Origin of the sequence: Streptomyces sp. Alt3 (assembly GCF_030719215.1) — a bacterium.
GTDB classification, from domain to species: Bacteria; Actinomycetota; Actinomycetes; order Streptomycetales; family Streptomycetaceae; genus Streptomyces; species Streptomyces glycanivorans.
Map to the genome: position 1 here is coordinate 5194008 of NZ_CP120983.1, position 26099 is coordinate 5220106.

The window sequence follows — 26099 nt, forward strand, 5'->3', positions numbered from 1 at the left end:
CCCGGTCAGCCCTCCGGAGGCCTGGCGCCGATCAGTTCGGCGATCCGCTCCGGGGCCACCGCACGTGAGTACAGCCACCCCTGCCCGGTGTCGCAGCCGATCCGTCGCAGCCGTTCCGCCTGGCCCGAGGTCTCCACGCACTCCGCGGTGACCGTCAGGCCCAGGCGGTGCGCCAGCTGCACCATGGCCTCGACGATCGTCTCGTCGGCCGGGCTGGGGTGGGCGCCGTCCTCGTAGCGGAACCCGCGCACGAAGGAGCCGTCGAGCTTGAGCACGGACACGGGCAGCCAGGCTCAGGTAGGCGAGGTTGGAGTAGCCCGTACCGAAGTCGTCGATCGCGATGCGGATGCCCATGTCGCTGAGTGCCTGGAGCACCCGCAGCGGCCGGCCCGGGGAACCCATGACGGCCGACTCGGTCAGCTCCAGTTGTAGCAGACCGGGTTCCAGGCCGGTCTCGGCCAGGATCTCCGCGACGTCGGCGACCAGATCCGAGTCCCAGAGCTGTCGCACGGCGACATTGACGCTGATGAACAGCGCCGGATCCTCCGGGTGTTCGAGCTGCCAGCTGCGGGCCTGTAGACAGGCGGTGCGCAGTACCCAGCGGCCGAGCTGGACGATGGTGCCGTCCTCCTCGGCGATCGGGACGAACCGGCTGGGAGCCAGCAGCCCGAACCGCGGGTGGTTCCAGCGGACGAGGGCCTCCACACCTCGTACGATCTCGTCCGCCATGCCGACCAGCGGCTGGTACTCCAGCGTGAACTCCCCGCGTTCGACGGCCGGGAGGAGCGTGGAGGAGAGCGCCTGCCGGGTCATCCGGTGGGCGTTGCGCTCGGGATCGAACAGGGTCCAGCGGGCCCGGCCGTCGGCCTTGGCCCAGTACAGCGTGGTGTCCGCCGCCTGCATCAGGGCGGTGGCCGAGGTACCGGCGGACGACCGCTCCACCACGCCGATCGACGCGGAGACCGACAGCCGGTGTCCGGACACCTCGAACGGCCGCTGGAGGGCGGCGAGGACCGAACGGGCGAGCTCCGTGAGCTGATGCGTCCCCGACGAGTCCTCGACGAGGATGGCGAACTCGTCACCACCCAGGCGTGCCACCAGATGGCCGCCGGTGCGGTGCCCGTCGGCCTCGGCGCAGTCGGTGAGCCGCCCGGCGACGGCGGCCAGCAACCGGTCGCCGGTGCGATGCCCCAGGGTGTCGTTGACCGCCTTGAAGCCGTCGATGTCCAGATAGCAGATGCCGATCCGGCCGGGTGCCGGCGGCGTCCCGTCCTGGGGCGGCAGGGTGTCCGGCGCCTGCGCGGCAGCCGGTGCCTCCAGGGCGCCCGCCAGCCGCTCGAAGAACAGAGTGCGGTTCGGCAGCCGGGTCACGGGGTCGTGCATCCGCAGATGGCGCAGCCGCTCCCGCAGCTCACGCCGGTCGCTGACGTCGGCGACGGACAGCAGCACCCGCTCCGCGCCGCCGGCCGGGTTGCCCATCGGCACGACGGTGACCTCCGCCCACAGCGGCCGGCCGTCGGCGTGCTTGAGCCGCCTGGTGCACCGGAGCCTGGGCCGGGTGCCGCGCAGCACCTCGTTGTACGCCCGCCAGGTGGGGCCGTCCGAGGAGAGCCCGACGAGGTCTGCCGCGGGCCGGCCGGTCAGGGACGCCGGGTCGGTGCCGAGCAGCCCGGCCAGCGCGTCGTTCGGCGTGACGACCTGGCCGCGGAGGTCGACGACGGCCATCGGGAGGGCGGCCGCCGCGAACGCGGCGCGGTAGTCGCGCAGCTCCGACAGACCCGGCCTCAGGTGATCACGCTGAGTGACCTCCGGTGGCCCGGCGCCGGGGGTCGTGCCCGCTCGGGGCATCGGCCCCTCGTCGGTTCCGCTCACCGCTCGCTCCCGCTGTGCAGATCGTCGTGAACAGGTATGGCCGGGCAGGCGCGTGGAGTGGAACGCCGTCCCAGAGGCGGCAACCACGCAGGAAAGCGAGGTGAAGCATAGAGGGTGGCGCACCGGCCGTTCCAGCGCGTCCGCCGTTTCGGACACCTGGCACGCGCATGGCCCACGTCTGCCCGGTGCCCACACAGGACAGACGCACTCCTGCATTTTGGTGATAGGTGATCGCTTTTGCGCCGATCTGGTTCATTCGGATTTCCGCGTGAGCAAATGTGACTGTCTGTGAATGTGATCATCCGTCCATGGATGGGCCGGCCGGGCCCCCACTGACCCGTGTGGGGCAGCACAACAGGGCGTGGACCGGCGAATCGGCACAGGGTGAGGAACAAGCCCCGCATTCGCCACCCGGAGGTAGATGTGCCGCGTCAGCACGGACCCGGGGGACCGGAGAGGCCGAGACTGCGCAGTGCGGCGGCTGCCCTCACCTCCCTCCTGGCGCTCGCCGCCACCGGGCTGGTCGCCGGACCGGCCGTGGCGGCCTCGGGCGACGCGGGACCGTGCGCGCTGCCCAGGACCGGAGCGCACCACTCCCTCGGCCTCGACACCTGGAACGGTGCCTACCCGCGCCCCGAACGAGGCCTCGACGCCGTCATGGTCTTCCTCTCGTTCCCCGACTCCGAGCCCGTGGTGCCCCCGGAGGTGCTCGCCGCCGACTACTTCCCCTCCACCACCCACTTCTTCCAGCGCGCCTCGTACGGGAAGTTCACCCTGCGCGCGCACCCGCAGCGGCAGTGGACGGCCATGCCGCACCCGTCCACCTGGTACGGCATAGAGCGCGACTGGGACTCGGAACGCCGCGGTGCCTATCTGCGCGACGCGATCAGAGCCGCCGACGAGCAGACCGACTTCTCCGCGTACGACATCGTCTACCTGGTCGCCGACCCGGATGCCCCGGGCGTCGACTCCGACGCCACCAAGGTCGTCAACTTCGACCGGCCGGTGCGCGCGGACGGTACGGACATCAGGCGCGTGGTCACCGTGTTCGAGGAGCACCCGCCGGACCGCAACGTCCTCGCGCACGAGACCGGGCACGTCTTCGACCTGGCCGACCTCTACCACCGGCCGGACGACGGAAAGGGCGACTGGGACACCTACGTCGGTGACTGGGACGTGATGGGCAGCCAGTTCGGACTGTCGCCCGACCTGTTCGGCTGGCACAAGTGGAAGCTCGGCTGGCTGGAGGGCCAGGAGGTCGTGTGCGTGCAGGGATCGGCCGACCTCACCCTGCAGCCCATGGCCGAGGTGCCCCTGCCCGGGGCGTCCGTCGGGACCCGGCTCGCGGTCGTCAGGACCGGCACGGACAGCGCCCTGGCCATCGAGGCCCGCAGTGCCACGGGCAACGACCGCGCGACCTGCACCGAGGGAGTCCTCGTCTACCGCATCCGCAACGCGACGCCGTCCGGCGGCGGCCCCGTCGAGGTGCTGGACACCCACCCCGAATCGGACGCCTGCTGGGACCGGTCGGTCTACCCGCCGCTCGCCGACGCCCCCCTCCGGGAAGGGGAGCGCTACACCGTGCCGGGCGAGCGCATCCGCATCGAGGTCGCCGACCGGACCCGGTCGGGAGCGTGGACCGTCCGCGTCACCACCGGCGTCTGACCTGGGCGGACGCGCACACGAAGAAACCCCCTCGCTTCCGCGAGGGGGTTTCTTCCGTCGGTGCGCCGTCAGGGACTCGAACCCCGGACCCGCTGATTAAGAGTCAGCTGCTCTAACCAACTGAGCTAACGGCGCCTGGTGACGTCGTAGACATTAGCACCCGGATCGGCGGGAGGAAAAATCGAATTCCCGGTGGTCGACGGGGCCGCCGACCTGCCCACCCGCACGCAGGCCCACAGCAGCACGTCCGGCCCCGGAAGCCAGGGGTCACGGGTGTCCGGGGCCACCACCCAGCGGGGCCCGCCGCCGTCCGCGCCGCCGGTCAGGGGCGGGACGGTGACCGCGTCCCCCGTCCCGTGGCAGAGCACCGGCGGCAGGGAGCCCTCATGCCCGTGGAGCCCGCCGGCGGGACCGGTGCCCCACTCCTCCCACGCCAGGAGGGACGGCAGCCGCTGGGCCGTCCCCGGGGAGGCGAACAGCAGCATCCGGCCCCGGTGCGTGGCGACCGGGCCCGATCCGGGCCCCTCCGCCCAGAGCCGCTCCAGCATGCGCCTGCCGAACAGCGCCGGCACGCTCACCACGTCGAACGCGGAGCCGCACGGCAGCACCCCGGGTGCACAGGGGCGGGCCTCCCACTGCGAGAGCGTGCTGCGGGGGTGGGCGGAGGCGCCCGCCAGCCACGCGGCTCCCGACGCCGTGACCTGGGCGGCCCCGTCGTCGGTCCGGTGGCCGGTACGGTCCCGCAGCAGGGCGAAGATGTCGACACCGCGGTGCGGGGCGGTGCCGGTGCCGGTCCGCGGGGTCGTTTCGTCGTTCAGCCAGGCGCTCATGGCGTCATGTCTACCGGCTGTGACGCTCCTGTCCCGCAGAGTTGCCGAAAGCCGGACAGGGCACGGGCCGACGGAGTATCTTGCCCGACGGCATATGCCAGGGGTGTACCCGCAGTGACGGACGCACGGTCGTGCGGCGTGTGGGGCCGGAGGGGCACCCGGGGCTGCGTCGTGAGGGGCGGGCGGGGCCCCGCCCGTGTCAGGGCCCGCGTCCTGCGGCGCCGGGTCAGGGTGCCGGGGCGTCGAGCAGGGACCGGCCGAACTCGATCATCTTCTTGGCGTAGTCCTCGGTCCACTCCGCGCGCCCGGCTATCTCCGCGGCCGTCAGCCGGTCGAAGCGCCGCGGATCGGCGAGCTGGGCGGCTGCCACGGCCTGGAACTCCACGGCCCGGTCGGTCGCCGCCCGGAAGGCGAGCGTCAGCTCCGTCGCGCGGGCCAGCAGTTCCTTCGGGTCCTCCATCGACTCCAGGTCGAAGAAGTGCTCCGGGTCGGCTGCCGCCTCCGACGGCTCGAAGAGCAGCGGCGCCGGACGCAGCCTCTGCCGCTCGTTCCGCTCGGGTTGTGCCATGTGGTCTTCCCTTCTCGTACGGCCGGACGGCCACCTTCCATTGTCCAGCCCGGCGCAAGAGCGCTGCCCAGGATCAGGGCGACCAATGCACGCGGTGCTCGGCGAGGTGGGACAGGACCGCGTGATTCGCCTCCCAGCCGTCGGGGAACTTCACCGTCACGCCCAGCTGCACCGGCTCCGTGGACGGGTGCTCGTCCAACAGGTCGGCCACCCCGGCGCGGCACACCACGACGCACGCGTGCCGGTGCCGCGAGGCCAGTACGCACAGGCGGCCCGTCTCCAGATGGAACGCCGTGGCGTCGGGGCGCCCCGACAGCGGGTGCAGGACCACCGTCACGTCGAACTCGCGGCCCTGGAGCCTGTTCGCCGTGTCGACCGCCACGCCCGTCACACCCAGCTCGGCGAGCGCCGCACGCACCGCGGCGGCCTGGTCGCGGTGGGCCGTGCCGACCGCGACGCGCTCCGCCGTCACCGGAACCGGGTCGGGGCCGCGCTCGCTCGTCGCGACACCACCCCGGTCCAGCAGCCTGCGCACCACCAGGGCCACGGCCCGGACCGCCTCCGGGTCCGTGCGGGGGGTGTGGCGGGCTGGGAGCTCCAGCAGCCCCCAGCCGGACCCCGCCGCCTCGTCCAGCACCCGGTCCGGCCCCGAACCGTCCGAGGGCACGCCGAACGACAGCCGCCGGTCACCGTGGTCCGTGCCGCTGCGGAAGGGCGTGTACGGGTAGAACGCGTCCGAGACCAGCGGCGCGGCGGACGCGGGGAGCCGCCACGACACGGGCAGCCGGTGCTGCGGCAGTTCCGGATTGTGCGCCAGCAGGGTCGAGACCGCACTCGCCGAGGGGTCGTACGTGAGGCCGGCCCACTGGTCGGCGCCCACGATCGAGAACGGGTCCAGCTGGCCCGGGTCCCCGACGAACAGGGCGCGCTCGAACAGCCCGGCCACGGCCAGCAGCGCGTCCGACCGCATCTGGTACGCCTCGTCGACGATGGCGTGGCCCCACGGCTCCACGTTCTTCACGTGCGCCCACTTGGCGGCCGTGGAGATCACGATGTCCAGGCCCGCCAGATCGGCCGCCTTCGCCGACGTGCGGACGTTGTCCAGACCGTCCAGGACCTTGTCGTACGGATCGGAGTCGCTGCTGTGCAGCCGGCCCACCGGGAGATCGGGCGCCTTCTCGGCCAGCCGCACCACCAGGTCGTCCACCTGGGCGTTGGTCTGCGCTACCACCATCAGCGGGCGGCCCGCCGCGGCCAGCTCCAGTGCGGCCCGCACCACCAGCGTCGACTTGCCCGCGCCCGGCGGCGAGTCCACCACGACACCGCGCGCCGTACCGCGCAGGGTGTCGCCGAGGATCGCGTCGGTCGCCCGCGCAGCCGCGGCACCCGGATCGAGAACGGCTGTCACAGGAGGTCCTCCGCGGTCACGGGATCGGGCCGCTCGGCGGTTGCCGTGCCGGCGGCGCCCGGCGGGCCGCCGTGGGTCCACGGGGTGTCCTCCGGATCGGGCAGCTTCGGGCCGCCGCGCTGGTCGTGCTCGAACAGGGTCCAGGCGATCCGGTCGCCGGGCTCGGGCACCGAACCGGGCGCGGGCTCCTTGCCCCGGCCCATCCGGTCCATGATCCGCAGCACCAGACCGACCGCCTCCTCCCCGTCCTCCGTCTCCTCGGTCGCGTACGCGACGAACTCCGCCGTCTGCGACCTGACCGGATCGCCCTCCAGGGAGCGGTACACCTTGGTCCGCTCACCGAGATGCGGGCGTTCCTCCGTCCGCACGGTGACCAGGGGGCGGGGCGAGGGCCGCTTCGACTCGCTGTACGCCATCTCCACCTCCGTCACCTCCCCGACGAACGCCTCGCCCGCCAGCCTGCGCCCCGCCAGCACCAGCGGATCGTCGAGGGCCTCCTGGGCGTCCAGCTGCGCCTGGGCCGTCTCCCGCGAGGCGAGCTTCTGCGCCGCCGTCACCGCGTCGTCCCGGCGCGGCTGCGGCGGCTCGCCCGCCAGCACCCGGTCCCGGTGCCCGGTGAACGACCAGCGGTCCCTGGTCCAGCGGTCCTGCGCCCGGGTCCCCTCCGGCAGCTCCCGCAGCAGGTCGAGTCCCCGCCACACCGCGTCCCAGGTGGGCAGCAGCACCCCCGCGAGCAGAGACCTGATCTCCCGCTCGGCGCCGCTCAGCTCACCGAGCCGGGTGTCCGCGTCGAGGCCGTCCTCCGCGGCGCCCAGTGCCGAGCGCGCCCGGTCGTACCGCTCGATCGCGGGCGCCAGCAGCTTGTTGTCGAAGGCCGGATCCGTCGCCGGCCCGGCCGGCGGGCAGATGAGCTGACCGTCCCGGTCCCGCTCCAGCTCCGCCCGGAGGGCCGCCTCCGCACCGGATCCCCCGTGCGGGTCGACCCAGGCGAGGAGCGCGCCGAGATGCTGGTCCTCCAGGCTGCTCTGGCCGGTCGCCCAGTGGCGGTTCACCAGGTCCGTCGTGGCGAGCAGCAGCGAGCTGCCCGGCACTCTGGCCCGCTCCCCGTAGTGCGTCAGCCAGCGGCCGAGCAGCGGCACCCGGGCGGGAGCCGGGAAGGGGGTGTCCGGATCGTCCTCGGCGGTCCGCCGGAACCGCATGGACCGCCCGAGCAGGCGTACGAAGTCGATGCCGGCCCTGCTGGGCACGATCAGCTGGGCGGCGTCCGCGCACAGCTCCACCTCGACCTTGACCTTCTTGCCGGTCCCGGGATCCACTTCGTTGCGCTCAGCCGGCTCGACGTCGTCGGCGCAGGACTCGATGTGCGGCAGCACGGCCTCGGCCAGCTCGGCGAGGAAGGCGAACCGGAGGTCGCGGTCGCGCGGCTGGGGCACCGCGAGCAGCCGGGGCGCCGCGCGGTCCGTGCCCACGAGCGCGCCGAGCGGGGCGCCGGCCTCACCGGCGGTCGTCAGCGGCACGAGCACGAGCGGCCGGTCGGCCAGATGCCGGTGCCGCACGGTGGCCAGCGGCTGGGCCCGTCCGCTGTCGACCGCCTCCAGCCGGGCGAGGGTGCTGATCAGCGACATGCGACACCGCCGCCCACCGCGGCCAGGGCCTCGGCGCGCAGGGCGGCGGCCCTGCGCAGAGCGGCCACCGTCGGGTCGGCCGGGTCACCCTCCTTGCCGGCTGCGGCGGCCAGCACCCCGGCGACCGTCGTCAGGCCTCCGAGCTCGCCCCGCACACTGCGGCCGAGCGACCCCACCGCGCCCTCCGCGCGGGCCTTCGCCCGGCAGTGGAAGGCCAGCTCGCACGCGGCCAGGCACTCGGGGGCGTATGCGGCGGGTACCGCCTCGACCGCTGTGCCGAGCTCCTCGGGGGAGCGGTCCGGGGCGAAGGTCGTGCCCTCGGGCAGGGCCGCCGCGATGTCCTCGACGCGGGTCAGCCTGGTCAGCTGGCGGTCGGTCACGGCGCGCTGCTTGCGCACGTCCACGACCGAGGCGGTCGGCAGGTTGGAGAAGTCCTTCGGGCAGACGAGCAGGACCCGGTGGCCGACCTCGGCGCCCTCGGTCACCGCCGCGATCCGCTCCAGCGCCAGGACGTAGACGGCGGACTGGCGGGCCGCCGCACCGACCTTCGCCGCGTCCGCGGAACCGTCGATCATGGGGAACGACTTGATCTCGACGACCGTCCAGGTGCCGTCGGGGTGCACCACCACGGCGTCGGGCTCCAGGTAGGCGGGTGAGCCCGCGACCTCCAGGGCCAGCATCGGATGGTCGAGCAGCGCCCAGTCGCCCGCCGCCGTGGCCTCGCGCAGCGCCAGCGCCGTACGCGCGGCGCGGCCCTCCGGGCCGGCGGCCGTCAGATCGGGCACCTTCGCCTCTGCGGGTGCCTCGGCGCCGTGGCCGAGCCGTTCGACGAGGAGGCGCAGCAGCTCGGTGCCGCCGTCGGCCTTGACCTTCGCCTCGAAGGCGTTCCCGCGGATGAACGCGAACTGGGACTGGCCGAACGCGGCGGGGGAGCCGAGCGCGGTGGCCAGCCCGGCCTTGTCGACGCCCGCGCCGTCGAGCAGGGCGCGCCGCTTGCATCCCGGGTTGGCGGCGAGCGCGGCCAGCGCGCGCGCGTCGAGCGGATGCGGCGCGACGGAAGGGCCGCGCAGCTCAGCGAGCCGCTGCCGGAGCGTCGTCGTCGGCCTCGGCTGGGGAGAGGGTGCGCGCGTCGCTGGAATCTGCGGAGGCGGTCCGCTGGCCGGGTATTCGCTCACCCGCGGAAGTCTTGCATCCGCCACTGACAATCGGGGACTTCGCGGGGGTGACGGATGCGGGCACCCGTGCGAACACGATCCGTACCCGGTCCTTGACGCGGTCCGCGAGCCGCATGAACGGCCTGGTCAGCAGGGCGCCCACGGCCATCACGGCGGCCCCGGCCACGGCGTCCAGGAAATAGTGGTTCGCGGTCCCCATCACGACGAGGACGGTGATCAGCGGATAGGCGACGCCCGCCGCGCGGACGAGCGGATGACGGCCGTGGCGCCACAGCAGGACGCCGCACCAGACCGCCCAGCCGACGTGCAGGCTCGGCATCGCCGCGTACTGGTTGGTCATCCCGCTGAGGCCGCGCGGGGCGCTGGCTCCCGCGCCCCACCAGCCGTAGGAGCTGTACTGGGCCATCGTGTCGACGAAGCCGTGGTGGGCGTCGAGGAGCCGGGGCGGACAGGTCGGCATCAGAGTGAAGCCGACCAGCCCGAGGAGTGTGGAGGTCATCAGCCAGGTGCGGGCGGCCCGGTAGGCGGCGCTGCGGCGCCGGAAGATCCAGACCAGGACGGCCGGTGTGACCAGGTAGTGCAGGGAGGCGTACGCGAAGTCGGCGGGTATGCCGAGCGCGGGGTTGGCCGTCAGCAGCCGGTTGAGAGGGTGCTCGGCGTTGAGGTGCAGCGCCTTCTCCAGGCGGAGTATCGCGAGACCGTTGTCGACGGCCGCCGGTATGTTCTCGTGGACCAGGAGCCGGCCCATCGAGTACAGGCCGTACACCACCGCGATCAGCGGAAGCTCCGTCCACCAGCGGGGCCGGTGACCGGACGGCGGTGTCGCGGCGGTGGCGTGCGGCATCCGGCAGCTCTCCCCATGTTCATTCGGTCGACGGCGGGCGTTCAACCGTACGGTGGTCGTATGCCTCGATTTCCGGCGGGGCATTCCCCCGCGGGCGTCCCAGGTCATGCGCACGGAGGGACGCCTGCGACGCCCCGTGGGTTGCTCGTGCGACGGGTGCGGGATGATGGAGCGGGGCCCGAGCCCGCTCCGGTCCTCCGGCCGGACGCCCGCGTTCGCCGTTCCGTCGCCGTCCCGGACACCGCTGTCCCGGACCCACCAGATCCTAGGGTCCACACCTATTCGGATCTTCGTATTTTCAGGGAGAGCCGTCATGGCACCGCGAATCCTGCTCGCCCGGCACGGACAGACCCAGTGGTCCGTCCAGGGCAATCACACCGGCAGGACCGACATCCCCCTCCTCGACACAGGCCGCGAGGGCGCCAAGCTGCTCGGCGAGCGGCTGCACCGGGAGCCCTGGGGCGGCCTGCCGGGCGTCGAGGTGCGGACCAGCCCGCTGGTCCGGGCCTCGGAGACCTGCGCCATCGCCGGCTTCGGCGAGCGGGCGGAGCCCTGGGACGCGCTGATGGAGTTCGACTACGGGGACTACGAGGGCCTGACCCCCGCGCAGATCAAGGCGGACCGGCCGGACTGGCTCATCTGGCGCGACGGCGTCCCCGGGGGCGAGACCCTCGCCGAGGTCTCCGCCCGCGCCGACGAGGTCGTCGAGTGGGCGCGTTCCGCCGACCGCGACGTGCTGGTCTTCGCCCACGGGCACATCCTGCGGGTGCTGGGCGCGCGGTGGCTGGGGGAGGACGTGTCCTTCGCCGCGCGGATCCGGCTGGAACCCACATCCCTGTCGGTGCTGGGCTGGGCGTACGGTCTCCCCGCGCTGGAACGCTGGAACGACACCGGGCACCTCGACCGCTGAGCCGGGGCGGTACCGGGCGGGTGGTCCCTCGGGCGCCGGGGCGTCACGAGCGGGGCGGGTCCGTCGGACGCCGGGGCGGGCCCTGAGCGGGGCGGGACCTCAGACGCCGGGCGGCAGTTCCTCGTAGCGGGCCAGGAGGGCCGTCACCTCCGGCCCGCCCCTCGGCCGCAGCGCTCGCACGGCGCTCGACAGCATTCCGCGGATCCGGGAGGACTGGACCCGGTCCAGCAGGTCCAGCACCTGGTGCCCCGCCGCCGCGGCCTCGTCGGCCGTGCCCGCGCACGCCAGGTCGCAGGCGAGCTGCGCCCGGTACAGCGCGAGGTTCCGGGTGAAGTGCGGGTCCTGCAGACGGGTCGCGCGCAGCGCGTGCCGTGCCGCACGCGCCCAGTCACCCAGCGCCGACCAGCACTGGGCCTCCAGCAGCTCCATCTCGGCCTCCCGGAAGAAGGACATCCACTCCGGGTCGGAGTCGCGCGCGCCGCGGTCGAAGGCCGCACGGGCACGCCCGATCGCCTTCTCGCACCCGGTGCGGTCGCCCAGCCACGCCCGGGCCCCCGCCTCCCGCAGTGTCAGCAGCGCCAGCAGCCGCGGTGAGCCGAGCGGCCGGGCCGCCCGCTGCCCGGCCTCCGCGGCACGGACCGCCTCGCGGGCCCGCCCGGTGTCACGGGCCAGGAACGACGCGTTGCAGAACGCGTGCGCCTCCAGCGCGGCGTCCCCGGCCAGCCGCGCCGTCGCCAGCGCCTCCGCGTAATGGGAGCGGGCGTCGTCGAAACGGCCCGAGTCGTGGGCCAGCCATCCCACGGAGATCGCCAGCTCACCGGCGCCCGCGTGCAGCCGGTCCGCCGTGCTGCCCCGCGTCGCCGTCCCGGAGTCGAGCAGGGCGTAGGCGGCCCGCAGCGGCTGGGAGGCCTGCCGGTAGAGGCCGTCCGCGCCGTGCCGGTCGTCCAGCAGCCGGATCCGGCGTACCGCCTTCTCCACAGCGCTGACCTCGGCCTCGCCCACCCGGCGCTGGGCGGGGACGGCGAGGGGCCGGCGGCGGCGGAACGGCCGCCCAGCCCCAGGGACGCGGCCACCGTGGCGGTACCGCCGGTCATGAACACGCGACGCAGCACGTCGCTCTCCTCGTGGATGTCGCTGTCGAGCGTGGGGGGTGTGGTGGACGGAGGGGCGGGTGCCGTGCGGGCCCCCCGGCCGCGCACGCTCTCGCGGTCCGAGAAGCCCAGGTCCGAGAGGCTCGTCCCGGGGAACATGTGCAGGAACACCCGTTCGTAGGCGTAGTTGGGACAGCGGATCTCGCCGGACTCCACGCGCCCGATGTACCGGGCGTCGCACGCGACCTGTTCACCGATCTCGCGGGCGGCCCGGCGGACCGCGGCCGCGAACTCCCCGGCGGAGCGCCGGCCGCGCAGCCGACGGAAGACGAGGTTGGGAACTGCCCGTGTCGACACCATGGCGGGGCCCTCTCTGGTGCGCCGGGATCCTGCGTCCGGTGTCCCGGCGGAGCAAGAACGTACCTGCTGTGACGACTCGCACACACAGCGTTTGCCTATAAAGCGGACATCTCGCCCCTGATCTGCCATGAACTGCCACCCTTTGCGGCGGCGTGCCGCCGTAGCCGTTGACGCCGTCGGCGCGTTGGTCCATGAGGAGAAGGGGCGTGGCCCCGACCCGGCGAGACGAAGAGGAGGGGTTCCCTTGCCTCACATGGGCCCGGAAACCACGCCGTGCGACCTGGTGACCGTCCCCGCGCGCCAGGGGCTGGAGGCCGTGGACATCCTGCGCAGGGCGGCGGACAACGAGCCGGTCGGCCCGGTCCTGCACGACGGGGCCTGCGCCGTCCTCGGCTTCCTGGTGCCGCCCGGCACGGCGGAGGCATGGGACGTTCCCGGGAGCGCCTGTACGCGGACGGACGGCCGTGGGCTGCGCATCCCCGCCGAGCCGCCCGCCGTCGGAGGTGGCTGGCTCCTGCCGCCCGCCGCGGAGACCCCCGTCACCGACCCGGCCGTCCTGCGGGCCGCCCTCGACCAGGCGGCCCGGCTCATCGAGGCGGCCGACAACTGCCGCTGAGGGCCATAATGGCCAGGTGGGCGGAGGTCCCGCCGCGGCCGGCCGTCCCAGGTGACCGGCCCGACAGGTGAGCGAGGACGGACGCGCGTGGCACGTCGAGGAGCGGCCAAGGGCGCGGGTGACCGCAAGCGGTCCGAGCGCCGGCAGGAGCCCGTCACCGCGACGGTCGACGGCGGCGTCGCGGAGCTGGTGCCCGACCGTGAACGCCCGCGCGCCTGGACCCTGCTGGTGGACGGCGCCCCGCAGTCCCACGTCGACCTGGACGACCCCTCCTACCTCTCGTTCGAGTACCAGCGCAGGCTCGGCCACGTCATCGATCTTGCCGCGCCGCCCGGCCGGCCCCTCCAGGTGGTCCACCTCGGCGGCGGAGCCTTCACCCTCGCCCGGTACATCGCCGCGAGCCGCCCCCGCTCGACCCAGCAGGTCGTGGAGATCGACGCGCCGCTCGTCCAGCTGGTGCGCCGGGAGCTCCCCCTGGACCCGCAGGCCCGGATACGGGTCCGCTCGGCGGACGCCCGCGCCGGGCTCGGCAGGATCCAGGACGGCTGGGCCGACCTCGTCATCGCCGACGTGTTCAGTGGTGCCCGTACACCCGCGCACCTCACCTCCGCCGAATTCCTCGCCGAGGTACGGCGGGTGCTGAAGCCCGGTGGCCAGTACGCCGCCAACCTCGCCGACGGCCCCCCGCTCACCCATCTGCGCGGACAGGTCGCCACTGCCGCCTCCCTCTTCCCCGAACTGGCCCTGGCCGCCGATCCGACCGTCTGGCGCGGCCGCCGCTTCGGAAACGCGGTCCTGGTCGCGTCCGACCTGCCGATCGCGGTCGCCGAACTGACCAGGCGGGTCGCGAGCGACCCGCATCCCGGCCGTGTCGAACAGGGCCGTGTGCTCGCCGACTTCACGGGCGGCGCCGCGGTGGTCACCGACGAGGGCGCCAAACCGTCGCCCGCCCCGCCGCCGGACGCCTTCGACTGAGCGGTCCGTTCCGCGGCCGGGAGCCGCCGAGGCCGTCCCGGTGGTGAAGCGCTTCCGCGGTGCGGTGTGCCTGCCGTGCGGACGCCGACCCCGGTGGAACAGGGGTTTCGGTGGTGAAGCGCTTCCGCGGTGTGGTGTGCTTCCTGTGCGGGCCCCGGCCCAGGTGGCGGGCGTGCGGGGCCCGGTGATGGCATGCTCCGGCCTGTCCGCTTCCTGACAGCACCGCCCTGTGCCGGAGGGGCGGGTTCAGGGTTTTCATGGAGGACGCGGCATGCGGAACCGGCTACGCCGTTCCCGCCGTACGAGCTCTCCGCGCCTCCCGGTTCGGAGACGGTGCGCCGCCGGCCGGACCGGTCGGCGGAACGCGTGCCTGGGCTCGGTCCTCGCCAGATCGGAGTGCCTGATGGTAAGTGCCCAGCTCCCCGCGGACCCTTGTATCGTCCTGGTCGGCGCGACCGGTGCGCTCGGAGCCACCGTCCTCGAACTGATCGTGGAACACCGCATGCGGCACCGGGAGATACGGCTCGTGGCCTCGGCACGGTCGGCGGGCCGGCGGATTCCGGTCGGTGGACGGGCCGAGACCGTGCACGACCTGGAGGAGTTCGACTTCGCGGGCGCCGACCTCGTCCTGTTCTGCGCGGGCGAGGAGGTGAGCCGCCGCTGGGTTCCCGTGGCGATGGCGGAGGGTGCGCTGGTCGTCGACGCCTCCGGTGCCTTCAGCTCGCACCCTGAGATCCCCCTGGTCGTCCCCTCCGTCAACGACCGCCTGCTGACGGAGCGTCCCGCGGAGGTCGTCGCGGTGCCCAGCGGCATGACCGTGCCCCTGACGGTCCTGCTGCACGCGGTGGAGCGGTGGCGGGGGGTGCGCCACGCGGTGTTGAGCACGTACGAGGCCGCCTCCGGGCTGGGGCACCAGGGGGTCGACGAACTGCTGGACGGAGCCGAGCTGACGCTGTCCGACCCGGGGGCGGAGCTCCCCGCCGACCGGTTCCGTCCCGCCCTGGCGTTCAACGTCCTGCCGGCCGTGGACCGGATCCTGGAGAACGGGGCCAGCCGTCAGGAACAGCGCCTCGTCCAGGAGGCGCGACGCGTCCTGGAGCTGCCGGACATGGACGTGGCGGTGACCTGCGTACGGGTTCCGGTGGTCAGCGGACACGGGGCGACGCTCTTCGTGGAGACAGATGCCCCGGTGGACCGGCCGGAACTCGTGGAACTCCTGTCCTCGCTCCCGGATTTCGTGGTGCACGAGGGAGAGGACCTGGGCTCGGCCCCGACCCCGCTGACGGCCGGCGACCCGGACCGTTTCCACGTGGGCAGGGTGCGGGTCGGTCCGCACACGTCGCGGGGATTCCTGCTGTGGCTGGTCTTCGACAACCTACGGGCGGGAGGCGCCTCGACCCTCCTGCGGATCGCACGGATCGCACTGGCCTCCCGCGCGTCCGGGGAGCGGCCGAAAAGCCTCCCCCGCTGAGGCGGCTCCGGCGTGCTCCGGACGCGGCCGCGCTACTGCCGGGCACCAACGTACGAGGCCGCCCCCTCGCCGGGGGTGTGGGGGACGGAGTCCCACTGGTCGTCGGCGGTCGTGAACACGGCGGATTCGGGGCCTGCCAGGGCGGCGTAACCCGTGATACCTGCGGAACCGGTAATTCCGGCCAGGAGGAGGGGTGCAAGCAGGAAACGGACTTCAAACCGGCGATTGTTCGCCATTGTTTTTCCCTCGATTCGATTCATTCGACAACTCGTGGCACCCGTTGGTCGGGAGCTTCAGAGCCTGCCAGCCAAATCGTTCCCGATCCCGGTTCATTGGGTGTCCTATGATGGCGCGGCCACAAGTGGAAAGCGCCGGACGCCGAGCGAAGAGGGACGCGTGGAGAGCCAGACACTGTTGGACGAACTTGCGGTCGACGCCTACAGATCAGCGCTGAGGGCCGGGGTCTTCATCGACGAGAGGATCGCCACCGAGCTCGGGGTGGACAGGGCGCGGATCGCCGAAGCGCGCAAGGCCCTCCAGGGCTTGCGCCTGTTGAGCCAGGGGGGCGAAGGACCTGCCGTCCCCCTCGACCCCGAGGTCGTCGAGGTCGAACTGATCGCACCGCTGGAGATGTCGGTCGCCCGTCAGCGAAGACAGATAGCGGGAATTCACCGCCAGTTGAGCACTTTGTCAACGCTATACCGCTCAGTCGAGCACCACCAGGGCACAGATGTGTCGATACGAGTTCTCGATAATGCCGCCGATGTGCGCCGCGAGATCGACCTCGCCCGGCGTCGCTGCACCAAAGAGCGAATGAGTCTTCAGCCCGGGGGCGGCAGATCGGCCCACCTTCTTCAGTCGGATCTCGTACAGACGCAGGAATTATTACGGCGCGGTGTCCGGGTACGCACTCTTTATCAGCACACCGCGCGCTCGAGCCTCACCACCCGCAGCTATGTCGCGCAGATCTCCGAAGCCGGCGCCGAGGTGCGCACCTCGGCCGAACTCTCCGAGCGGCTCATCGTCTACGACCGCCGCACCGCCTTCGTGCCCAAGGAGCGGAAGGGCTCCGAGCCGCCCGGCGCGGCCGTCGTCACCGATCCGACCCTGGTGGCCTATCTCTGCCGCTCGTTCGAGGCGGCCTGGCAGGTGGGCCGGCCGTTCACCAGCACGGAGCCTGCCGACCAGCAACAGGTGAGCGCGGAACTGCGGTCGTCCATCCTGCGGCTGATGGCCATGGGACTCAAGGACGAAGTCATCGCGCGCCGGCTGGGGATGGCCGCCCGTACCTGCCGCCGCTACATCTCCGCCCTGATGACGGAACTGGGTGCCACCAGCCGCTTCCAGGCAGGCGTCCTCCTCGGCCGCCAGGCCGCGGAGAACAGTGCGGCCGGCGGTGTGGACAGCGTCACGGGCGACGTCCAGGGCAGCGGCGCGAACAGCGTCACGGGCGACGTTCCGGGCCACGATCCGGCCGGCGAGGAACTCGCTGTCCACAAGTAGCCGTACCGGCACAGGACGCCGGTGGCACCTCGTGCCAGGGTTCTCTCCCGTGCGACGTTGTGAGCGCCGACAGACACCGCTGTCTCACGACGATGTCGCATGGGAGAGGCCCAATGGCACAGCTCATCACCCTCGACGAGGCCGAAAAGCTCGACGTCGACGAAGTGCACGATCTCTACCGCACCTACATCAACAAGAGCCAGGTCCGCCTGATGACCTCCTTCGGCTTCGGCCAGGAGCTCATCGACCACGCGGAAGGCGCCTACGTCCACACCCGCGACGGGCGCAAGATCCTCGACTTCACCGGTGGCGTGGGCGTGCTGAACCACGGGCACAACCACCCCCGGATCGTCGCGGCCCGCAAGCGCTTCCAGGAACAGCTGCGGATGGAGGTGCACAAGACCTACTTCTCGCCCTACCTGGCCGCTCTCGGCCACAACCTGGCCGCCGTCATGCCGGGCGACCTCAACCGTTCCTTCCTGCCGAACTCCGGTGCGGAGGCGGTGGAAGGAGCCGTCAAGCTGGCGTACAAGTACCACGGCGGCCGGCGCAAGCGGATCCTGCGGGCCGACATCAGCTTCCACGGCAAGCTGCTCGGCTCCGGGGGACTGACCGGGAGCACGCAGAACCACTTCGACTTCCCGACCATCCCCGGCATCGGCACCTTCGCGTACGACGACCTCGACTCGGTCCGCCGGGCGCTGGCCGAGGCCCGCGACGCGAACGGCCGCAGCGACGTGTACGCGCTGCTCATCGAGCCGTTCAGCGCCTCCACGATGCGCTGGTGCTCCGAGGAGTTCCTGCGCGGCCTGCGTGAACTGTGCACGGCCGAGGACATCGTGCTGATCTTCGACGAGATCTACACCGGCTGGGGCAAGACCGGCAGCATGTTCCACTTCACGCGCTACGAGGGCCTGGTCCCCGACGTCGTGACGACCTCCAAGTCGTTCGGCGGCGGCAAGTCCTCCATCTCCGCCTTCGTCGCACGGGAACCCGTGTTCAGCAAGGTGTACGACAACATGACGGACGCCATGATGCAGAGTACGAGCACGACGTACTACGGCTTCGGTGAGGAGACCGCGACCGCGATCGAGGCCGTCTCGGTGGCGGTGGAGGACGACTACCCGGCGCGGGCCCGTGCCATCGAGGACGTGCTGCGGCCGGGGCTGGAACGCATCCAGAAGACCTACCCGGACCTGATAGCCGAGGTGCGCGGATCGGGGGCGCTCTTCGGGGTGTTCCTGTCCGGCGGCCCCAAGGTCCTGGATCTGGTGGGCAAGCTGCCGGCCGGCGGTCTCGCCAAGGACCCGCTGATCAGGACGAAGATCATCACCGCGGCGGTGATCGACACCCTGTACCGCAAGCACGACGTCTACTCCTACTACACGCTCAACGGCCGCAGTCCGCTGGTCGTGAGCCCGCCCCTGGTGGCAGGACCCGACGAGGTCGAACGGTTCCTCGACGCCCTGGACGCCACCCTCTCCGAGGGCATGAACCGGCTGCTGGCACGCTTCATGAAGGAGCGGGTGAGCTCGCTGTGGTGAACCCGTGGAACGAGACGGAAGCCGGGGACGCCCTGCCCCCACTGCCCGGACGCGTCACGGTCACGGGCGCCGCCGGTGTCCTCGGCGCGCAGCTGGTGGAGCGGCTGCTGAAGGAGGGCCGTGAGGTCCATGCCTTCGACCTCAGACCGGTGCCGGCCGCTTCCGGCCTGACCTCCTCCACCGGCGACATCCGGGACCCACGCGCCGTCAGGAGGGCGCTCGACGGCGCGGACGCCCTGGTGCACTGCGCGTCGGCACTGCCCAGTTACCCCGCCGCCGACATCCGGTCCATCGTCGTCGAGGGCACCACCACCGTGCTGGAGGCGGCCGAAGCGGTCCGGACCCCGAGGGTCGTGCACATCTCCTCGACCGCCGTGTACGGGCTGCCCAAACTGGTGCCGACGCCGGAGGACCACCCGCACGAGCCGGTGGACACCTACAGCACGGCCAAGGCGGAGGCGGAGAAGGTCGCCGAGCGGTTCCGCGCCGGAGGGATGTGCCTGCCCGTACTGAGGCCCAAGACCTTCGTCGGACCGGGCCGCATGGGCCTGTTCGACATGCTCTTCCAGTGGGCCGAGGAGGGCCGGAACTTCCCGGTGCTCGGCAAGGGCGACGTGCGCATCCAGATGCTCGCCCTGGACGACCTCGTGGACGCGGTGGTCACCGTGCTGCGCGCCCCGGACGAGGTCGCGCACGACACGTACAACATCGGCGCCGTCGAGTTCGCCACCCTGCGCGAGGACTTCCAGGCGGTGCTGGACGCGGCGGGGCACGGCAAGTCGGTCGTCTCGATCCCGGGCCGCCCCGCGGTGGCCGTGCTGCGGGCACTGGAGCGGACGGGCATCTCCCCGGTCTACGGGCGGCTGCTGTACAAGCTGCTCGACGACTCCTACGTGAGCGTCGACAAGGCGCAGGAACGGCTCGGCTTCCGGCCCCGCCAGTCCAACCGGGAAGCCATCCTGCGCACGTACGACTGGTGGCGCGGGCAGCGCGCGGCCGCCCCGCCGCCGGCCGCGAGCCGGGACGGCGGCCGGACCAGCACGGATCCGTGGCGGCAGGGAGCCCTCGGTCTCGCGAAGGTCTTCTTCTGACATGGCCGGAACCCAGGTGCCGGGGACACCCATGCCCACATCCGGTGTCCCCGGCACGGACGACGCCCCCGGTGCGCACGGGGACACCGCGGCCGGCCCGCCTCCGGACGGGCGGCCGGACGGCGGCACCGGTGAGGGCCCGCGGGCCCGCCGCTGGTGCCGCGGCACCCGCCTGCTGGTGGCGGCGACCGGCGTATGGGCCGTGCTCCTCGTCCTGCACGTCCTGCTCGCGGGGCGCTGGTGGCTGTGGCTGCTCGTGGAGGCGGTACCCCCGCTGACGCTGGTGGCCGTGCCGCTGCTGCTGCTCGCACTGGCCCCGCTCGCGCGGCCGGTACGCCGGTGGCTGGCCCCCGTGCTGGTGCTCCTGCTCCTGGCCGGCGCCCATCTGGCCGGGTTCGGACCGGTTCTGTCGGGCGGGCCGGGCACCACCGCCGGGGGCACCCCGGTCAAGGTGTTCGCCTGGAGCACGGACTACTGGCAGATGGACGACGACAAGCAGGACTTCTACGCCTTCCTCCGTGGCAGGGACGCCGACGTGTACCTCCTCCAGGAGTACCTGTACTGGGAGGGCGACGAGCCGGTCAGGATCGACGACACGGCCCGGCTGCGTGAGGAGTTCCCCGGCTACCACATCTCCGTCGAGGGGGAGTTGATCACGCTCTCCCGGCTGCCCGTGGTCGCCGAGCACCACCGCCGGGTACCGGACACCGGCACCGCCTGGTACCGGGAGGGGAGCAAGGCGCAGCGCACCGACATCAGGGTCGGCGCCCGCACGGTCTCCTTCTACAACGTGCACATGCCGGTCCCCTTCCAGGTCGGCGACAACCCGCTCTCCGGCCGCTTCTACCGCTTCCTGCAGGACCAGTACGACTGGCGCGACCGCGAACTGGACGCACTGCGCTCCGATCTCGCGGAGAACCCCAACCCGGCACTGCTGACCGGGGACTTCAACTCGCCGTGGACGGGCAGCCTCCTCGACCCCGCCCCCGGCACCCGGACGCACAGCCCCGGGAGCGGCGTACTCCCCGCCCGCTCCTGGCCCGTCTCCGACTACCCACTGCCCCGGCTGTGGCGGCTGGACTGGCTGTTCACCACCGAGGACCTGGCCGTGCCCGGTTACCGCTTCGGCGGCGGCGGGGACTTCTCCGACCACGCGGCCCAGGAGATCCGTCTCGTCGTTCCCGACCCCACCGCCTCCGGACACCCGAAGGAGACCCGATGAGCCCGCAGGACAACCCCCTGAGCGAGGGATCCACCATGCGCCCCAGCCGGTTCCACGTGACGGTGATGCTCGACTACTACGCCCCCTACATCAGCGGCCTGACCGAGGCCGCCCGACTGACCGCCGAGGGCCTGGCCGCCCGCGGCTGGAACATCGCGGTCGTGTGCGCCCAGCACGACCCCGCACTGCCGCGCTACGAGGTGATCAACGGCGTCCACGTGTTCCGCGCGCCCGTCCTCGCCAACATCAGCCGTGGTTTCGTCTCCCCGGCGCTGCCCCTGCTGGCCCGGCGTCTCGCCGCCCGCTCCGACATCGTCCACATGCACCTGCCCAACCCCGAGGCGGCCCTCGTCGCGGCGCTCAAGGGCAAGGCCCGCCTCGTCGTGACCTACCACATCGACGTGTTCCTGCCCGACGGCCCGGTGAACCGCTTCGGGATGCGCGCCGTCGACGAGGTCTGCAAGAGCGCCGTCCGCAAGGCGGACATCGTCATCACCAACAGCGAGGACCAGGCACGGGGGTCGCGGATCTGGCCCACGATCCGCCGCCGCAAGCTCCTGCCCATCTCCTCGCCCTGCGTCGACCGCAGCGGCGGCCAACCGCGGCTGCGCGACGGCGACGGGCTGCACATCGGCTTCATGGGCCGGATCACCGTCGACAAGGGCATCGAATACCTCATACGTGCCTTCCGCTCCATGCCGGACCCGGAGGCACGGCTGCTGATCGCGGGGGACTACACCACCGTCGCGGGCGGCAGCAACATCGCCGAACTGCGCGCGGAGGCCGGCGACGACCCGCGGATCCGCTTCACCGGTCTGCTCCGGGGCGAGGCCGTACGCGACTTCTACGCCTCGATCGACGTCTTCGCTCTCCCGTCGATATCCGAGTCCTTCGGCATCGTGCAGGTCGAGGCCATGATGGCCGGGATCCCACCGGTGAGCACCGACCTGTCCGGCTCCCGCTACCCGGTGGCGTCCACCGGCTTCGGGCGGCTGGTCCCGCCCCGGGACCCCGACGCCCTGCGCGAGGCACTGCTGGAGATGGCGCACATGCCCGCCGAGGACCGCGTCGCCGGCGCGGAGACGGCGACCAAGCTCTTCGGCGGAGAGGCGTTCCTCGACGCCCACGAAGAGGCGTTTCGGCGGCTGTTGCCCGGTGGGCGGCTGTGAACCGGGTCGGCGGCGGCGACGCCGTGGACACCGAGGAACCGGAGAGCAGGACGGTACCGCCCGCCCCCTCCCGACGGGCGGCCACCGCCGTCGTCACCGCCGAGGCGCCGGCACGCGAGTGGCGCGGTCGGCAGCAGCCCGTTCCGCCCGCGGGCGAGGCCCGCAGACCGCCCAGGCGCCGGAGGAGGATGCCCGCGGCGCTGGTGCTCCTGCGGCCCCGGCAATGGATCAAGAACATCTTCGTCCTGGTCGCGCCCCTGGCCCTGGACCCCGCCGCCCTGCTCCGGCACCCGGGTAAGGCCGCTGCCGCAGTGGTGGCGTTCACGGCGGCCTCGGCGGCCGTCTACGTGCTCAACGACTGGCTGGACCGCGAGAGGGACCGGCTGCATCCGGTCAAACGGCACAGGCCCCTGGCCGGCGGGCGGATCGGCCCGTTCGGTGCGGCACTGCTGGGCCTGACCTGCCTGGCGGCCCTGGCCGTCTCGGCGTCGTTCCTCCCCGGCGAGGCCCAGGCGGCGATCGCGGGATACGGCGTGATCAACCTGGCGTACTGCCTGGCGCTGAAGCACCACGCGCTCGTCGACGTCAGCCTGGTCGCCTCGGGATTCGTCCTGCGCGCCGTGGCGGGCTGCGTGGCGGTGGCGGCCCCCTTCAACCCCGCGCTGATCATCTGTGTCTACTGCACCTGCCTGCTGCTCTCACTGGGCAAGCGCCGCCACGAGCTGGCGGCCGCCGAACTGCTCGGGCAGGCCTCCGCCCAACGCCCGGCCCTCGCCGGGTACTCGGTGCCGCTGCTCGACCAGCTGATGACCCTGCTGCTGGCGGCCACGCTGATCAGCTACGAGATGTTCGTCCTGTCCGCATCACATCCGCACGCGGCCGTACTGGCCGTCGCCACCGTGCCCTTCGCCGTCTTCGCAGTCTGCCGCTACGTCCAGATGGTGGCGGTCAGGAGCAGCGGCGGGGAGCCCGGACGGGACGTGCTCACGGATGTGCCACTCGTGATCAACGCCGTGCTGTGGCTGGCCTGCCTGGCCGCCGGCCGACTCCTGTGAGGTGTGCTCGTGCGACCGCCCCGTGTCTCCGTCATCATTCCCAACTACAACTACGCGCGGACCATCCGGCAGTGCCTCACGGCCGTGGCCGGCCAGAGCTATCCGGACATCGAGATCGTCGTCGTCGACGACGGCAGCACCGACGCGTCACCGCAGATCGCCGAGGAGTTCGACGTGCGGCTGATACGCACGGCCAACGCGGGGGTCTCCGCCGCCCGCAACACCGGCGTGCGGCACAGCACGGGTGACATCCTCTTCTTCCTCGACTCCGACATCGCACTGCGCCCCGACGCCGTCCGACGCGCCGTGGACGTACTGGAGTCGGACCCGCGGATCGGCTTCGTCTGCGGCATCTACGACTCCGTACCGCTGATCGACGACGGACCTGTGGAGCGCTACAAGGTGCTGCACGGGCACTACTGGCGCCGCCGGACCGCGGGCGAGGTCAAGGCCGCGTACTTCTCGCTCGGGGCCATGCCGCGCGCGGCCTACGACCGCGCGGGACCGCTCGACGAGTCGCTGCGCGACACCGAGGACGTGGAGTACGGGGCCCGGCTCTCGGCCGTCTCGACCGTGCTGCTCGACCCGAGGATCGTGGGCCGCCACGACGACGACGACCGCATCGGGATCCTGCTGCGCAAGCAGTACCGCCGCTCGGTCCCCCTGGTCGCGCTCTTCAGCGACCGCGACCGTGCGGGCAGGCCGCAGCTGTCGGACACCGCCTACCGTCCCAGGGCGGTCGCCGGTACCGCCCTGGCCCTGACCGGCCTCGCCGCGGCACCCCTGTGGCCGGTGGCGGGCGCCGTCGCGGTCACGGCGGGGGTGGGTGCGTTCGTCGCCGAGGAGTGGGGACTGCTGCGGTTCCTGCACGCGACGGCGGGCGCCCGCGCCCTGCCGCTGATGGCCGGGCTGCACACCCTGATGACCGCGACCACCGGGGTGGCCGCCCTGGTGGGGGCGGTCCGATGGACGGGCTCACCGTCCTTCCGGCGCCGCTACTCCAACCCGCCGGCCACGGGCGGCGCGGTCGCCGATGTCTAGCACCGCGCCCGGGCCCCCCGCCCCCGGGGAAACGGTCTCCTTGGGGGGCCGGGGACGCCTGGACACACTGCGGGCCTTCGCACGGCGCCCCTGGGTCCGGGGCACGGCCACCGCGCTGGTGCTCGCGCTGTGCGCCGGGTTCCTGGCGCACTCCTTCGCCCGGGACGGGGAGGCGACCCGCACGGCCGTCGGGCTGCTGGGACCGGTGCTGCCCCTGGCCCTCGTCCCGGCCCTGGCGGGGCTGTGGCTGACAGCGCTCTCCTGGCGCGAACCCCTGCAGGCCCTGTCGGTCCCGCTGTCCCGCCCCTCCGCCGTACGCATCTTCGCGGCCGGCCAACTGGGCAAGTACGTACCGGGGGTGATGTGGTCGATCGTGCTGCAGTCCCGACTCGCCGCCGCCTCGGGAATCACCGTCTTCCACTTCACCGCGGCCTTCGGGCTGTACGCCGCCGTGTCCCTGGGCACCGGCGGTGTGCTGGGGCTGGCCGCCCTGGCGCATCACGCCTACGGGACGGGGGCGGCGCTCGCCGCCGCCGCCCTGGCCCCCGTCCTGCTGCTCCTCCTTCCCCGGCTGCTGGCGGTGTCGGTGCGGCTGGTGAAGGTGGTGCCGGCGCTCGCGCGCAGGCTGGCGCCGGTCCCGCTCGGCGTGCTGCGCCGCTCCGTGTGGCTGTGCGCCGCGTCGTGGCTGGTGACCGGCGTCCACCTGTGGCTGTTCGCCGTCGCGCTCGGCGCCGACCCGCTCCGGGCCGTACTGCCCTGTGTCGCGGGGTTCGCCGTCGCGACCTCGCTGAGCAGTCTGGTGGTGGTCGTCCCGGACGGGCTCGGGGTGCGCGAGGCGCTTCTCGCGGTGTCCCTCGCCTCCGTCCTGCCCGCGCCGGAGGCCGCCGCGGCGGCTGCCGCCAGTCGGCTGGTTCTGGCGGCTGCCGACGTACTCGCCTTCGGCTACGGTTCGTTGGCCGCGCGGACCCCCCGCTCCCTCGCCCCGGCCTCCCCCGTCCCATCCACCGCACCGCACCACCCACGAAAGGACGACGCATGCTGACGACGGTCTACGGAGAATCGGTCATGGACCGGCTCCGGGGCACCCGAGCCGCCCTCGGCACCATGTACTTCGGTACCACCGTCGACGAGAGGACCTCCCGGGAGATCCTCGACCGCTTCGCCGAGCGCGGCGGCCGCCTCCTGGACACCGCGAACTGCTACGCCTTCTGGGCGCCCGGCGGCACGGGCGAGGAGTCGGAACTGGTCATCGGCCGCTGGCTGGCCGCGACGGGGGTCAGGGACGAGCTGCTGATCGCCACCAAGGTCGGCTGCCTGCCCGATCCGCTCGACGGCCCGTTCCCCGAGTCCGCCGAAGGGCTCAGCCCGGAGGTGGTGCTCAAGCAGTTCGAGCGGAGCACCGAGCGGCTGGGACGCCCCTCCGTCGACGTGTTCTTCAGCCACGCCGACGACCCGCGGACACCGCTCGCCGACACCCTGGGCGCCCTGTCGGAACTGGTGCGCTCGGGACGGGTCGGTGTCGTCGGCGCGAGCAACCCGGACGCGGCCCGGCTGGCCGAGGCGGCCCGCCTCGCGGCGGACGACCCCACGACGGCGGCCCCGCGGGTCATCCAGGCACGCCACTCCTACCTCTGGCCCGACCCGGCGGCCGACATCCGGCCGCAGCTTCCCCTGGACCACGCCCTGTTCGCCCACGCCCACGAGCACGGCGCCCTGCTCCAGGGGTACTCGCCGCTGCTCCAGGGAGCCCTGACCCGGGCCGACCGCCCGCTCGCCCCCGAGTACCGGAGCCCCGGCAACGAGGAGCGGTTGAGCCGGCTGAGGGAACTCGCCGGAAGGCTGGGGGTGACCGCCAACCAGCTGTCCCTGGCGTGGATGGCCGGTGGCGCCGTACCCGTCATGCCGGTGCTCGGCGTGAGCAGCGTCGCCCAGCTGGACGAGGCCATGGACGGGCTGGAGCTGGACCTCGGGCCGGAGATCCGGGACGAACTCGACGCGCTCGCCCCCCTCGGCCCGTCGCACGCGTCCCCCGCCGGAGCCCCGGTGCCCGGCGACGGCCGGTAG

General features: G+C 72.8%; 21 protein-coding genes, 1 tRNA gene and 1 pseudogene. 14 read left to right on the forward strand and 9 right to left on the reverse strand.

What is annotated here, in order from left to right; genetic code table 11:
* Positions 1 to 5 precede the first annotated feature (5 nt).
* Positions 6 to 1872, reverse strand: a pseudogene (locus P8A20_RS22940) (putative bifunctional diguanylate cyclase/phosphodiesterase).
* A 423-nt stretch (positions 1873 to 2295) separates the two neighbouring features.
* Here P8A20_RS22940 and P8A20_RS22945 point away from each other — a divergent pair.
* Positions 2296 to 3537, forward strand: coding sequence for a M6 family metalloprotease domain-containing protein (locus P8A20_RS22945; RefSeq protein WP_147963583.1), 1242 nt, complete (start codon positions 2296 to 2298; stop codon positions 3535 to 3537).
* 61 nt (positions 3538 to 3598) lie between these two features.
* On the opposite strand, the gene P8A20_RS22950 is transcribed toward P8A20_RS22945, so the two are convergent.
* The 7 genes from P8A20_RS22950 to P8A20_RS22980 form a co-directional block, all read right to left on the reverse strand.
* Positions 3599 to 3672: transfer RNA gene (locus tag P8A20_RS22950), tRNA-Lys, on the reverse strand.
* Entirely contained in the window at positions 3663 to 4367 is a 705-nt protein-coding gene (locus tag P8A20_RS22955) for a hypothetical protein (protein WP_147963582.1), read from the reverse strand. The genes P8A20_RS22950 and P8A20_RS22955 overlap by 10 nt, the downstream gene beginning before the upstream one ends.
* Positions 4368 to 4593: 226 nt before the next feature.
* Positions 4594 to 4935 carry a DUF8844 domain-containing protein gene (locus tag P8A20_RS22960; protein WP_147963581.1) on the reverse strand — a complete coding sequence of 114 codons (342 nt, stop codon included), beginning with the start codon at positions 4933 to 4935 and terminating at the stop codon, positions 4594 to 4596.
* 73 nt (positions 4936 to 5008) lie between these two features.
* Complete coding sequence (locus P8A20_RS22965) at positions 5009 to 6343, reverse strand: AAA domain-containing protein (protein ID WP_306104165.1); 1335 nt, start codon at positions 6341 to 6343, stop codon at positions 5009 to 5011.
* Positions 6340 to 7968, reverse strand: a complete 1629-nt coding sequence (locus P8A20_RS22970) for a hypothetical protein (RefSeq protein WP_147963580.1) — start codon at positions 7966 to 7968, stop codon at positions 6340 to 6342. The genes P8A20_RS22965 and P8A20_RS22970 overlap by 4 nt, the downstream gene beginning before the upstream one ends.
* The gene (locus tag P8A20_RS22975; RefSeq protein ID WP_306104166.1) at positions 7959 to 9143 is read right to left on the reverse strand and encodes a hypothetical protein; all 1185 of its coding nucleotides are present in this window, start codon (positions 9141 to 9143) and stop codon (positions 7959 to 7961) included. The genes P8A20_RS22970 and P8A20_RS22975 overlap by 10 nt, the downstream gene beginning before the upstream one ends.
* Positions 9040 to 9987, reverse strand: a complete 948-nt coding sequence (locus P8A20_RS22980) for a phosphatase PAP2 family protein (protein WP_306104167.1) — start codon at positions 9985 to 9987, stop codon at positions 9040 to 9042. The genes P8A20_RS22975 and P8A20_RS22980 overlap by 104 nt, the downstream gene beginning before the upstream one ends.
* 313 nt (positions 9988 to 10300) lie before the next feature.
* Between P8A20_RS22980 and P8A20_RS22985 the strand changes: the two genes are divergently transcribed.
* Entirely contained in the window at positions 10301 to 10897 is a 597-nt protein-coding gene (locus P8A20_RS22985; RefSeq protein ID WP_306104168.1) for a histidine phosphatase family protein, read from the forward strand.
* Positions 10898 to 10996: 99 nt separating this feature from the next.
* Here P8A20_RS22985 and P8A20_RS22990 read toward each other — a convergent pair whose 3' ends face one another.
* On the reverse strand, positions 10997 to 12229 hold the full coding sequence (locus tag P8A20_RS22990; RefSeq protein WP_511104022.1) for an NsdA family TPR-like regulatory protein: 1233 nt from the start codon (positions 12227 to 12229) through the stop codon (positions 10997 to 10999).
* A gap of 372 nt (positions 12230 to 12601) precedes the next feature.
* On the opposite strand from P8A20_RS22990, the gene P8A20_RS22995 reads away from it, so the two are divergent.
* The 12 genes from P8A20_RS22995 (at position 12602) to P8A20_RS23050 (ending at position 26099) form a co-directional block, all read left to right on the forward strand.
* Positions 12602 to 12964: a hypothetical protein gene (locus P8A20_RS22995; RefSeq protein WP_187282212.1), complete on the forward strand. Its 363-nt coding sequence runs from the start codon at positions 12602 to 12604 to the stop codon at positions 12962 to 12964.
* A gap of 87 nt (positions 12965 to 13051) precedes the next feature.
* Entirely contained in the window at positions 13052 to 13939 is an 888-nt protein-coding gene (locus P8A20_RS23000) for a spermidine synthase (protein ID WP_147960691.1), read from the forward strand.
* 403 nt (positions 13940 to 14342) lie between these two features.
* Entirely contained in the window at positions 14343 to 15410 is a 1068-nt protein-coding gene (locus P8A20_RS23005) for an aspartate-semialdehyde dehydrogenase (protein ID WP_306104169.1), read from the forward strand.
* Between the two features lie 396 nt (positions 15411 to 15806).
* Positions 15807 to 16913, forward strand: coding sequence for a helix-turn-helix transcriptional regulator (locus P8A20_RS23010; protein ID WP_306104170.1), 1107 nt, complete (start codon positions 15807 to 15809; stop codon positions 16911 to 16913).
* 113 nt (positions 16914 to 17026) lie between these two features.
* A complete protein-coding gene (locus tag P8A20_RS23015) occupies positions 17027 to 18457 on the forward strand; it encodes an aspartate aminotransferase family protein (RefSeq protein ID WP_306104171.1) in 1431 nt (476 codons plus the stop codon).
* A complete protein-coding gene (locus tag P8A20_RS23020; protein ID WP_371606420.1) occupies positions 18451 to 19548 on the forward strand; it encodes an NAD-dependent epimerase/dehydratase family protein in 1098 nt (365 codons plus the stop codon). Before P8A20_RS23015 ends, P8A20_RS23020 begins: the two co-directional genes overlap by 7 nt.
* 1 nt (position 19549) lies before the next feature.
* The gene (locus P8A20_RS23025) at positions 19550 to 20770 is read left to right on the forward strand and encodes an endonuclease/exonuclease/phosphatase family protein (RefSeq protein WP_147960694.1); all 1221 of its coding nucleotides are present in this window, start codon (positions 19550 to 19552) and stop codon (positions 20768 to 20770) included.
* Positions 20767 to 21939 carry a glycosyltransferase family 4 protein gene (locus P8A20_RS23030; RefSeq protein WP_261988758.1) on the forward strand — a complete coding sequence of 391 codons (1173 nt, stop codon included), beginning with the start codon at positions 20767 to 20769 and terminating at the stop codon, positions 21937 to 21939. The genes P8A20_RS23025 and P8A20_RS23030 overlap by 4 nt, the downstream gene beginning before the upstream one ends.
* Positions 21936 to 22994, forward strand: coding sequence for a UbiA prenyltransferase family protein (locus P8A20_RS23035; RefSeq protein WP_147960695.1), 1059 nt, complete (start codon positions 21936 to 21938; stop codon positions 22992 to 22994). The genes P8A20_RS23030 and P8A20_RS23035 overlap by 4 nt, the downstream gene beginning before the upstream one ends.
* 9 nt (positions 22995 to 23003) lie before the next feature.
* Entirely contained in the window at positions 23004 to 24035 is a 1032-nt protein-coding gene (locus P8A20_RS23040) for a glycosyltransferase family 2 protein (RefSeq protein ID WP_187282213.1), read from the forward strand.
* Positions 24036 to 24075: 40 nt separating this feature from the next.
* Positions 24076 to 25077 carry a lysylphosphatidylglycerol synthase domain-containing protein gene (locus tag P8A20_RS23045; RefSeq protein ID WP_306104172.1) on the forward strand — a complete coding sequence of 334 codons (1002 nt, stop codon included), beginning with the start codon at positions 24076 to 24078 and terminating at the stop codon, positions 25075 to 25077.
* Entirely contained in the window at positions 25071 to 26099 is a 1029-nt protein-coding gene (locus P8A20_RS23050; RefSeq protein WP_261988986.1) for an aldo/keto reductase, read from the forward strand. The genes P8A20_RS23045 and P8A20_RS23050 overlap by 7 nt, the downstream gene beginning before the upstream one ends.